The organism is Mesorhizobium sp. M1A.F.Ca.ET.072.01.1.1 (genome assembly GCF_004023325.1).
Lineage (GTDB): Bacteria > Pseudomonadota > Alphaproteobacteria > Rhizobiales > Rhizobiaceae > Mesorhizobium.
In genome coordinates this window covers 1-11056 of record NZ_RZSF01000230.1, presented here as the reverse complement: position 1 = coordinate 11056, position 11056 = coordinate 1, and the positions used below count along the sequence as shown (strand labels likewise).

General features: G+C 64.7%; 12 protein-coding genes and 1 pseudogene. 6 read left to right on the top strand and 7 right to left on the bottom strand.

What is annotated here, in order from left to right; translation table 11 throughout:
* The 3 genes from EOA32_RS25800 to EOA32_RS25790 form a co-directional block, all read right to left on the bottom strand.
* Positions 1 to 732: ABC transporter permease subunit (locus EOA32_RS25800; RefSeq protein ID WP_145971351.1), on the bottom strand; the 732-nt coding region annotated here is incomplete at its 3' end.
* A gap of 4 nt (positions 733 to 736) precedes the next feature.
* On the bottom strand, positions 737 to 1924 hold the full coding sequence (locus tag EOA32_RS25795) for an amino acid ABC transporter permease (protein ID WP_095778333.1): 1188 nt from the start codon (positions 1922 to 1924) through the stop codon (positions 737 to 739).
* A 62-nt stretch (positions 1925 to 1986) separates the two neighbouring features.
* The gene (locus EOA32_RS25790) at positions 1987 to 3015 is read right to left on the bottom strand and encodes an amino acid ABC transporter substrate-binding protein (protein WP_066997146.1); all 1029 of its coding nucleotides are present in this window, start codon (positions 3013 to 3015) and stop codon (positions 1987 to 1989) included.
* Between the two features lie 579 nt (positions 3016 to 3594).
* On the opposite strand from EOA32_RS25790, the gene EOA32_RS25785 reads away from it, so the two are divergent.
* From EOA32_RS25785 to EOA32_RS25765, 5 genes are all read left to right on the top strand, one after another.
* Positions 3595 to 4764, top strand: coding sequence for a cystathionine beta-lyase (locus tag EOA32_RS25785; RefSeq protein WP_128373217.1), 1170 nt, complete (start codon positions 3595 to 3597; stop codon positions 4762 to 4764).
* Between the two features lie 234 nt (positions 4765 to 4998).
* On the top strand, positions 4999 to 6084 hold the full coding sequence (locus tag EOA32_RS25780) for an HPP family protein (protein WP_128373216.1): 1086 nt from the start codon (positions 4999 to 5001) through the stop codon (positions 6082 to 6084).
* Positions 6085 to 6178: 94 nt separating this feature from the next.
* Positions 6179 to 6874: an RNA polymerase sigma factor gene (locus tag EOA32_RS25775; RefSeq protein WP_128373218.1), complete on the top strand. Its 696-nt coding sequence runs from the start codon at positions 6179 to 6181 to the stop codon at positions 6872 to 6874.
* 226 nt (positions 6875 to 7100) lie between these two features.
* Positions 7101 to 7625, top strand: a complete 525-nt coding sequence (locus EOA32_RS25770) for a DUF4142 domain-containing protein (protein ID WP_095832553.1) — start codon at positions 7101 to 7103, stop codon at positions 7623 to 7625.
* Positions 7622 to 7936, top strand: a complete 315-nt coding sequence (locus EOA32_RS25765; protein ID WP_095778329.1) for a cupredoxin family copper-binding protein — start codon at positions 7622 to 7624, stop codon at positions 7934 to 7936. The genes EOA32_RS25770 and EOA32_RS25765 overlap by 4 nt, the downstream gene beginning before the upstream one ends.
* On the opposite strand, the gene EOA32_RS25760 is transcribed toward EOA32_RS25765, so the two are convergent.
* On the bottom strand, positions 7933 to 8790 hold the full coding sequence (locus EOA32_RS25760) for a crotonase/enoyl-CoA hydratase family protein (RefSeq protein WP_128373215.1): 858 nt from the start codon (positions 8788 to 8790) through the stop codon (positions 7933 to 7935). The genes EOA32_RS25765 and EOA32_RS25760 overlap by 4 nt on opposite strands.
* Positions 8791 to 8930: 140 nt before the next feature.
* On the opposite strand from EOA32_RS25760, the gene EOA32_RS25755 reads away from it, so the two are divergent.
* Positions 8931 to 9512, top strand: a complete 582-nt coding sequence (locus EOA32_RS25755) for a TetR/AcrR family transcriptional regulator (RefSeq protein ID WP_066997130.1) — start codon at positions 8931 to 8933, stop codon at positions 9510 to 9512.
* Positions 9513 to 9564: 52 nt separating this feature from the next.
* Here EOA32_RS25755 and EOA32_RS25750 read toward each other — a convergent pair whose 3' ends face one another.
* The 3 genes and pseudogenes from EOA32_RS25750 to EOA32_RS25745 all read right to left on the bottom strand — a co-directional run.
* On the bottom strand, positions 9565 to 10185 hold the full coding sequence (locus EOA32_RS25750) for a LysR substrate-binding domain-containing protein (RefSeq protein ID WP_281015288.1): 621 nt from the start codon (positions 10183 to 10185) through the stop codon (positions 9565 to 9567).
* 69 nt (positions 10186 to 10254) lie between these two features.
* A pseudogene (locus EOA32_RS40640) lies at positions 10255 to 10386 on the bottom strand (LysR family transcriptional regulator); the annotation flags it as partial.
* Between the two features lie 171 nt (positions 10387 to 10557).
* Positions 10558 to 11056: ABC transporter substrate-binding protein (locus EOA32_RS25745; RefSeq protein WP_145971350.1), on the bottom strand; the 499-nt coding region annotated here is incomplete at its 5' end.

The window sequence follows — 11056 nt, the reverse complement described above, 5'->3', positions numbered from 1 at the left end:
GGTAACGCCCTCGGGAAGGAAAAGCGGCAGCATGACGCTCGCGAAGAACAGCACGGTGATCAGCGGAATGCCGCGCACCGTCTCGATGAAGACGACGCAAAGCCATTTGACGATCGGCATCTGGGAGCGACGGCCGAGCGCCAGAGCGATGCCCAGGGGCAGCGACACGGCCATACCAACGAAGGAGAGGCTGAGCGTCACCAGCAGCCCACCCCAGCGCGAGGTCTCGACATGCGGCAGGCCGAACACGCCGCCGACCAAAAGGAAGTGGGCGACGACCGGCAGCACGAGGAAGAGCAGGATGGCGTTCAGCCCCTTGCGCGGCACGCGCGGGATCAGCATAGGCACCAGCAACACCACGAACAGGATGGCGACCAGGATAGGCCGCCAGCGTTCTTCGATGTGATAGGTGCCGAACATGAACTGGCCGAACTTGGCGTTGACGAAAGCCCAGCAGGCGCCGGTCCAGCCGTCGGGCTGGATACCGCCTTGCGAGACGGTGACGCAGACCGTGCGGTCCGGCCCGGTCCACACTGCGTTTATGAAGGCCCAGTTGATGACCTGCGGCAGGATCCAGGCGACTATGGCGATGCCGAGGATGGTCAGGATAGTGTCGCCAACCGAGGCGGTCAGGTTCTTGCGCACCCAGGCATAGGCGCCGCGCTCGCCAGGAGGCGCCGGCTGCGCCAGCGTCATCTCGGTGCGCACCCAGGACATGTCGTGTTCCTGCATGGCTCTACCTCTCCACCAGCGCCATCCTGGCGTTGACCACGTTCATCACTGCAGAGGTGACGAGGCTCAGCACCAGATAGGCGATCATCATGAGAAACACGCCCTCGACCGCCTGGCCGGTCTGGTTGAGCACCGTGCCGGCGGTGGCGGTGAGATCGGGGTAGCCGATGGCGATCGCCAGCGACGAGTTCTTGGTCAGGTTCAGATACTGGCTGGTGAGCGGCGGGATGACGATGCGCATCGCCTGCGGGATCACCACCAGGCGCAGGATCGGGCCGGAACGCAGGCCGAGTGCAGCCGCCGCTTCGCTCTGGCCTTTGCTCACGCCCTTGATGCCGGCGCGCACGATCTCGGCGATGAAGGCGGCCGTGTAGAAGGAAAGCGCCAGCAGGAGCGACAGGAACTCAGGCTTGATCTGAAATCCGCCTGTCAGATTGAAGGTCGACTGCTTCGGGAAGTCGAAGGTAAGCGGCATGCCGGCGAGCAGGAAGGCGAGCACGGGCAGGCCGACGATCAGGGCGACCGAGGTCCAGAACACCGGAAATTGCTGGCCGGTGGCCATCTGCCGCTGGCGCGCCCGGTGCGCGACAAACCACGCCATGGCGAGCGCCACGACGAAAGCGACCAGAACCAGCCAGGAGCCGTCGCCCCAGACACCGCGCGGAAAATAGAAGCCGCGCTGGTTGAGGAAGGAGCCGAACGGCAGGTGATAGCTCTCGCGCGGCGGCGGCAGCACCGCGAGCACGCCCGAATACCAGAAGAAGATGACCAGCAGCGGCGGGATATTGCGGAAGATCTCGACATAGACCGTGCAGATCTTACGGATCAGCCAATTTTGCGATAGCCGGCCGATGCCAATGATGAAGCCGACTATGGTGGCCAGGACAATGCCGGCGGCGGCAACGATGATTGTGTTGAGCAAGCCGACGATGAGCGCACGGCCATAGGTTGCGTCCGACGTATAGGCAATCGGCGTGTCGGAGATATCGAAACCGGCCCTGTTCCTGAGGAACTGGAAGCCTGAAGCGATATGAAGGCGCTGGAGGTTCTCGATGACGTTGTTGACGATCCACCAGATCGAAACGAACAGAAGAATTACGACCAGCGTCTGAAAGAACAGGGCGCGTATTTTCGGGTCATTGATGAAGGAGCCGCGACCCGGCTCCTGCCGAAGGATTTCCTGCGAAGCCATAGACGATCCCCTGAAAAGAGAAACCGGGAGGCAGACGACCTGCCTCCCGGATCACATTTCAATCAGCGAACCGGCGGACCATATTGCAGGCCGCCCTTCGTCCACAGAGCGTTGATGCCGCGCGCGATCTTGAGCGGGCTACCCGAGCCGACATTGCGCTCAAACATTTCACCGTAGTTGCCGACCGCCTTGATGATGTTGACAACCCAGTCGTTGGAGAGGCCGAGATCGGCGCCGTATTTGCCATCGGGCTCAGTGCCAAGGAGGCGCTGGATGTTCGGATCGGTCGACGACTTCATCTCCTCGACATTGGCCTGCGTGATGCCGGCTTCCTCGGCATTGAGCAGCGCGAAATACGTCCACCGCGCGATATGGGCCCATTGATCGTCGCCCTGGCGCACAGCCGGGCCGAGCGGTTCCTTGGAGATGATCTCGGGCAGCACGACGTGGTCGGCGGGCGAGGAGAGCGTCAGGCGGATGCCGTAGAGGCCGGACTGGTCGGTGGTGTAGGCGTCGCAGCGACCGGAATCATAGGCGGCGTTGACCTCTTCCAGCTTCTCGAACACGACGGGGTTGTACTCCATCTTGTTCTTCTTGAAGTAGTCGGCGAGGTTGAGCTCCGTGGTGGTGCCGCTCTGCACGCAGACCGCGGCGCCCGAAAGCTGCAGCGCGGAGTTCACGCCCGGCAGCTTCTTGGCGTTGATCATGAAGCCCTGGCCGTCATAATAGGTGACGCCGACAAAATCGAGGCCGAGCGCGCTGTCGCGGTTGCTCGTCCAGGTGGTGTTGCGCGAGAGGATATCAATCTCGCCAGACTGCAGGGCGGTGAAACGCTCCTTGGCGCTGAGCGGCGTGAACTTGACCTTGGAGCCGTCACCGAAGACGGCGGCCGCGACAGCGCGGCAGAAATCCGCATCGATGCCCTTCCAGTCGCCCTTGTCGTCCGGCGCCGAGAAGCCGGCGAGGCCGGTCGAGACGCCGCACTGGATGAAGCCCTTCTGCTTGACGGTGTCGAGCGTGCCGGCCGAAGCGGCGGACGCCATGAGCCCGAGCGCGGCGGCGCCAAGCATGCCCAATGCAATGTGTTTCATGACCCACAGACCCTTTTCTGTTACAGGCGCCCCTAATTGCAGGCGACGCTTGATCTTTTTTCGTTTGCGAATGCAGCTCCCACGTAGGCCCGCTCCCGGACCCGCATCGTTTCGCCGATGCACTGCCTCCCATTCACGAAACGCATCGAAGGCGATTATTCCTGTGAGGTCAAGGGAAATGACCGAATTGCGACACGTTTGAAAACCGATTGCTGCAAATCACCGAATTGCAGCCAAAAGCGCTCGCAAATTGGTCAAGAGCTGCAGCCGGGACCGGCAAGTCCGGCGCCATCGAAATTTTGGCCATTACCTGAACTCCCGCCTCTTACTACTTGTTCGCGCCAATGGAAGGACTGGCGTGATTCGTAGCGAAGAAAGGCGCGCCGGGCTGCCTCCGGCGCATCGTCGCCGGAGGCCTGCAAGGGGCACGAAAGGTGAGCCGGCGACCTCTCATTTGGCCCAGCCAAACACCATCGCTTGGCGGGTTCGCAGCGGTTGCGCGACCAGTTCCACCGCTCTATGGCTGAGCCCCTGACACACTGCGACGAGCGACGAACTATGGGCGACGAGCGACGAACTATGGCGACAGACGGCAGCAACATCGGCATCAACACGCGGCTTGCCCATTCCGGCAATAACCCGCGCGACTATTTCGGCTTCGTCAATCCGCCGGTCGTGCATGCCTCGACGGTGCTTTACCCCGACGCCGCCTCGATGGCCTCGCGAAGCCAGAAATACACCTACGGCACGCGCGGCACACCGACGATGGATGCGCTCACGCTCGCCGTCGATGCGCTGGAAGGCTCGGCCGGCACGATCGCCGTGCCGTCGGGACTGGCCGCGGTGACGATTCCCCTGCTCACCTTCGTCTCGGCCGGCGACCATGTTTTGATCGTCGATTCGGTCTATCACCCGACGCGGAATTTCGCCGATACCATGCTGAAGCGACTCGGCATCGAAGTCGAATATTACGATCCGCGCATCGGCGCCGGAATTGCATCGCTGATCAAGCCCAACACCAAGGTGGTGTTCACCGAGTCGCCGGGATCGAACACCTATGAGGTGCAGGACATTCCGGCGATCGCCAAGGCGGCGCATGCAGCAAACGCCATCGTCATGATGGACAACACCTGGGCGACGCCGCTCTACTTCAAGCCGCTCGACCACGGCGTCGACATCTCGATCCATGCGGCGACCAAATACCCGGCCGGCCATTCGGACGTCCTGCTCGGCCTGGTCTCGGCCAATGAGGCTTGCTGGAAGCAGCTCTATGAAGGGTTCTGCACGCTGGGCTGCTGTTCGGGCCCGGACGACATCTATCAGACGCTGCGCGGCCTGCGCACCATGGGGGTGAGGCTGGAGCAGCACCAGAAGAGCGCGCTCGAAATCGCGCGCTGGCTGGAGGAGCAACCGGGCGTGGCGCAGGTGCTGCATCCGGCGCTGCCGAGCCATCCCGACCATGCGCTCTGGAAGCGCGATTTCTGCGGCTCGAGCGGCGTCTTTTCGATCGTTCTGAATGGCGGCGGACAGAAGGCGCAGCACGCCTTCCTCGACGCGCTGACCATCTTCGGCCTCGGCTACTCCTGGGGCGGCTATGAGAGCCTTGCCGTGCCGGTCTTTCTGGGGGACCGCACCATCGCCAAGGGCTCCTATGCCGGGCCGCTGATCCGCCTGCAGATCGGACTGGAAGACGTCGAGGACCTCAAGGCCGACCTTCGGCGCGGCCTCGCCGCCGCGGCCGAGGCCTGAGCGACGGGCTAGTGCCGTTGCCAAACTGAATCCGCGGACGGCCGTAAGACCTTGGCGCGATTGAGAAAGCCGAGGCCGCTGGCAGCATGTCGCAGGCGATCCGCGCTGCAATAATATTCTCTCCAGCCGCGAATATACGGATTGGTTTGGCTTCCAAATCCGTGGCTTCGGCGGCATTGCGGGCAGCGCAAATTCCACCATTCGACAGTTCAAGCCATTCGACCTGGGGCTGCCATGGCGTTCCGCCTCTTCGTTCCGATCCTTGCCGGCGCGACGCTGCGCGAGCGGCTGCTTGCCTGCATCGGCGCGACCATCGGCATCGCGCTGACCGGCGTGATCAGCGGGCTCGCCATGGGCAACGGACCGCATGTGGCGATGGTGGTGGCGCCGATGGGCGCGTCCGCCGTGCTGCTCTTTGCCGTGCCGTCGAGCCCGCTGGCGCAGCCCTGGTCGATCATCGGCGGCAACACGATCTCCGCGCTGGTCGGCGTGACGGTGGCGCATTTCGTGCACAACCCGGTGATCGCCTCCGGGCTGGCGGTGGCGCTGGCGATCGCAGCCATGTCTTTCACGCGCTCGCTGCATCCGCCGGGCGGTGCAGCAGCCCTCACCGGCGTGCTTGGCGGGCCGGCCGTGATCAGCGCCGGCTTCCTGTTTCCCTTCGTGCCGGTAGCGCTGAACTCGATCATATTGGTGACGCTCGGTTTCCTGTTCCACAAGCTGTCGCGGCGCAACTATCCGCATGTGCCTCAGCCTGCCGCCAACAGCCACGGCACAGCCGACCGGCCCCCGGCGGAGCGCGTCGGCTTCCGGCCCGAGGATGTCGATGCCGCCCTGGCGGCACTCGACGAGACCTTCGACATCGACCGTGACGACATCGAAAGGCTGCTGCGCCAGGTCGAGCTGCAGGCGATGGTGCGCGCGCATCGGACGCTGCTCTGCCGGGACATCATGTCCCGCGACGTGATCTCGATGTCGGAGAACGCCACCGCCGACGAGGCGCGCAAGCAGCTTCTCGACCACAATATCCGCACCCTGCCGGTGGTCGACGCCGAGGCGAGGCTGGTCGGCGCCGTCGGCCTGCGCGAACTGACGCAAGCGACCGACACCGTGAAGGGCGTGATGTCGAAGGCCGGCACGGCCTCGCCCGAGACGCCGGCGATGAGCCTGCTGCCGCTGCTGACCGACGGGCGCAGCCATGCGGTGGTGATCGTCGACGCCGGACGGCATATTCTCGGACTCATCACCCAGACCGATCTGCTTGCCGCCGCCGCCCGCGCGCAGGCTGCAGACAGGCCGGCGCTGAAAGCTGTAGCATAGCGCGCGACTGGATCGGGAAAATCCGGGAACCTTTTGCCGGCAGGCGCGTCCAATTGCCCGGATGTAATGCCTGTTGGGAGATCGGGGCGCGATGATGAAGTCAGCAAGTCAGGCCGCCGCGGTTTCGGCGGCGGAGGCCGGCGAGATGGCGTTGGTGCGCCGGGCCCTGGCACGGGACCCCGGCGCCTTCCGCTTCATCATCAAGACGCACAACCAGCGGCTCTACCGCATCGCGCGCGGCGTGGTGCGCAACGACGCCGAGGCCGAGGACATCGTGCAGGAAGCCTATATGCGCGCCTTCGCCAGCCTCGACAGCTTCCGCGGCGATGCCTCGCTCTCGACCTGGCTGTCGCGCATCGTCATCAACGAGGCGCTCGGCCGGCTGCGCAAGAGAAAACGCATCGTGGCAATGCCTGAAAACCCTGACGCGCAGATCATCCGGTTTCCGTTGAATTCAAATGACTTGAACCCTGGCGACGATCCGGAGCGGACAATGGCGCAGCGGCAGATCCTCGGGCTTGTCGAGCGGGCGACCGACAGCCTTCCCGATGTCTATCGCACGGTCTTCGTCGCCCGCGTCATCGAGGGATTGAGCATCGAGGAAACCGCCGACCTGCTCGGCATCAGGCCGGAAACGGTGAAGACAAGGCTGCACCGGGCGCGTGCCTTGGTGCGCAAGGCGCTGGACGACGAGATCGGCCCGGTGCTGCTCGACGCTTTTCCTTTCGCCGGCCGGCGCTGCGAACGGCTGACGCGGGCGGTGATGAAGAGGCTCGGCTTCGAGGGCTGAGGCGCGTTCAGATTTCGCGAAGCCCGCGTTGAGGATAGGCATCGCCGCCATCGCCTCGTCATCCTGGGCGTAGCAGGAGCAAAGCGACGCGCGCAGACCCTAAGATGACGAAGTGATGAGTATGTGTCCCGCGACTTTTCCCGGGAACGTTTCGCCCTCTCTCGCATCCAATGGCAGTCAACCCAGAATGGAGCCCGGTGCCTCTGTGCCGGGCGAAGGAGATGCCATGTTTATCCGACCGACCGCAGCCCTCGCAGCCTTCCTCCTCGTCAGCGCAGCGCCGCTGGCTGAGGCCGCCGAGAAGCCGACCGACCCGCAGATCGCCCATATCGCCTATACGGCCGGCGTGCTCGACATCGAGGCGGCGAAGCTGGCGATCCAGAAGTCGAAAACCAAGGAGGTCGTCGATTTTGCCAAGGATATGGAGCGCGACCACGAGGCGGTGAACAAGCAGGCTCTCGACCTGGTGAAGAAGCTGAAGGTGAAGCCGGAAGACAACGCCACCAGCCAGGCGCTGACCAAGGCGGCGAAGGAAGAGCGCGCCAAGCTGGCAAAGCTCGAGGGCACTGCCTTCGACAAGGCCTATATCGAGAACGAGGTCGCCTATCACAAGCAGGTCAACGGCGCGCTCGAAACCCTGCTCATTCCTTCGGCCAGCAATGCCGAGCTGAAGAGCCTGCTCGAGACCGGGCTGAAAATCTTCCAGGGACATGAGCAGCATGCCGAGCATGTCGCCGGCACGCTCAAATGAGGGCGGGCGCATTATCGCTGCTCGGCTCGCTGGCGCTGGCGCTTGTCGCTTCGCCGGCGCTCGCCGCCACCATCGAGGTGACGATCGACAGGCTGGTCTACTCGCCGGCGAGCGTCGAGGCCAAGGTCGGCGACACGATCGAGTGGGTGAACAAGGACGTCATCGCCCACACCGCGACAGTGAAGGGCGGCTGGGAGGTGATGATCCCGCCGAAATCGAAAGGCAGGATCACCCTCAAGCAAGCGGGAGCGGTCGACTATTTCTGCCGCTTCCACCCCAACATGAAGGGTCGCCTCAACGCGGCGCCCTAATCCGCCGCGGGGTCGAGCCGAAGCGAGGCGCGCCGTGCCTCGCTCAGCTGGGTGACGTGCGTCCATGAGCCGTCATAGATGGGCTGGCGCCGCTCGATCCAGGCGCTGAGCCCTTCGCCGAGGTCGGCGGTCGGGGCCATGCGGGCGAACTGCTCGGCCTCGACCAGCAGGCCCTCGGCGATGCTAAGGTTGATGCCGCGCGCCACCGCGGTGAGAATGCCAGCCACCGCCGCCTGCGAATGGCGGATGATGCGGTTCGCAAGATCGAGCGCGGCCGGCATCAGCTCCTCATGCGGCACGACTTTGTTGACCAGCCCGAGTTCCAGCGCCCGCGCGGGCGAGAAAGGCTCGCCGGTAAGCAGCAGTTCGAGCGCGCGTTTGCGCCCGGCAAGCCTCGGCAGGCGCTGCGTGCCGCCGAAGGTCGGCGGCATGGCGAGTTTTATTTCCGGCTTGGCGAACAGGGCGCGGTCGCTGGCGACCGCCAGCGGCACCGCCTCGGTGATCTCGCAGCCACCGCCGAAGGCAAGGCCGTTGACGGCGGCGATGACCGGCTTGCGGAACGCTTCCAGCCGCGCCGTCAGCCGCTGGCCGCGCATGACGAAATCGCGCAGCGCGACATCCGTGCCTTCGGCCACGCTCAACGCGAATTCGTGGATGTCGCCGCCGGCCGAGAAGGCGCGCTCCCCTGCCCCGGTGAGGATCACGGCACGCACGGCATCGTCGGTCTCTATCCTGTCGAGGATCGCCAGCAGGCGGTCGATAAGGCCGTAATTCAGGGCATTGAGCTTTTCGGGGCGGTTGAGCGTCAGCACCGCGACGCGGTCGCGGATGTCGCAAAGCACGGGCTCGGTCATAGTGTTCTCCTTAGCCGTTCGTTTTCTCCGCAATTCCGAACGGAAGGCGCTGCGCAGTTTCCTGGAATTGCTCTATGGAACGGCTGCAAGGGATCAGCTTCCGGCTTGTTTGTATATTCACTAGTCGGTATACTTGACGGATGACCGAGAAGCCCAATCCAACCAGGAAACGCCTCGTCGATGCGGCGGCAAAACTCTTCTATGCCGAAGGCATCGGCCGCGTCAGCGTCGATGCCGTGGCGGAAAAGGCGGGGCTGACCAAGCGCACGCTCTACTACCACTTCAAGAGCAAGGACGAGCTGATCACGGCCTATCTCGACAGCCGCGACCAGCCGAACCTCAAGCAGATGGCCGGCTGGTTCGAGGCGGCGCAAGGCGGCGCGGACAAGAAGGTCGCGGCGATCTTCACCCATCTGGCGCGCGTGGCGCGGCACGTCAAATGGAAGGGCTGCGGCTTCCTGCGCACGGCCGCCGAACTCGCCGCGATGCCCGGCCATCCGGCGGTGAAGGCGGGCTCGCGCCATAAGAGCAATTTCGAGAAATGGCTGGCGGGCGAGCTTTCTAGCCATGGCGTGCGCGAGCCGAAGATGCTGGCGCGCGAGATCGTGCTTCTGATGGACGGCGCCTTTTCCAGCATGCTGATCCACCACAATCCCGACTACATCACGGCCGCCGGCCACGCCGCCGCGACGCTGGTGCGGGCGCGGATGGCAGCGGCGTAGACCTCGCCTGGCGTCCTGACCCCGTGGACCGCGACGGGCAATTCCGGCAGCCTCAGCCGCGCGCTGCCCCCTTCTCTGCCAGCAGCCAGTCGATCATGGTGGCGGCGGGCGCGGGCGGACGGTCCGGTGCGAGAATCGAGAGAGCGCGGCCGGTCGGCACGCGCAATTCGGGAAACGGCGCCACCAGCGAGCCGGCGGCAAGAGCGCGCGACACCAGCGCCTCATGGCCCATCAAAACGCCGGCACCGTCGACGGCGGCCTGCACAGCCATGCTGTAGAGCGAGAATTCGGAACCTGTTTCGATCGACGGGCCTTTCACGCCGGCGACTTCGAACCAAAGACTCCAATCCTCCGTCCAGGTGGTGTCCCAGAGCAGCAACTGCGAGGAAAGTTCGGCCGGCGTCTTCAATTGTCTGGCCAGCGCCGGCGCGCAGACAGGAAAGATGACGTCGTCGCAGAGCTTGAAGGATCGGCCGGCGCCCGATCTGGTGAGGAAAATAGCGAGGTCGAAAGGCTCGCGCCGGAAGTCCGGCGGCTCTTCCAGCGCATGGATGGAGGGGCGCAGCGCCGGATGCGCCGCGCGTAGGGCCGGCAGCCGCGGCGCCAGCCAGAGCTGCGCGATCGAAGGCAATGCCGCGACGCTGACCTGCGGCCGGGGCGCCGAGATACGCAATTCCTGAACGGCGAGCCCCAAGGCGTCGAAAGCGGTGGAAAACGAGGGTAGCGCCGAACGCCCAGCATCGGTGAGATGCAGGCCTTGCGCGTGACGCACGAAAAGCGGAGAGCCTAGCCAAGCCTCCAGCGCCTTCACCTGATGCGAGACGGCGGCGGGGGTCACGCCGAGTTCGTCCGCCGCCTTGGCAAAGCTTTCATGGCGTGCCGCCGCTCAACGCCCTCAGGGCCTTCGAGGCGGCGGCATGCGCGGTCGCGGCGGATTGACGGCCATCTGCAGCTTTCCCAATGCCGCGCCGCCTGCCATGACGGCGCGGCAATGCTTCGAGCGAAAGAACGGCGACCGCCTGCGCTCGCCTCCAGGACCTCAAGTCTATTTGAGGGCCACCGGAACGAGCTTGCCGTCGACCTTCCGCCACTCAAATACGACGAAGCCCGGCTGCTTGATATCCCCTGAGATGGTGCCAAGCACGGTCGGGATGGCCGCTCCCGAATGGAGATAGTCGGACGCCGCCTTCGGGTCGTCGACCTTGGCCTTGGCGATCGCCTCGGCGAGGATCTGGGTGGCGGCATAGGCATAGAGCGTGACGGCTTCAGTGGGCACGTTCTTCGCCTTCAGGTCGGCGACCGCGTCTTTGGCTTCGGGAAAGCTCGCCGGATCGGGGAAGGACGTCATCAGCGTGCCGGCCGCGCCATCGCCGCCGATGGCGCCGAACTCGCTGTTGGATATGCCGTCGCCGCCCATCAGGACCGTCTTGACGCCCTGGTCGTGCATCTGGCGCACGATCAGGCCGGCCTCTGTGTGCTGGCCGCCGTAATAGACAAGGTCGGCGCCCGACTCCTTGATCTTGGCGACAAGCGCGCTGTAGTCC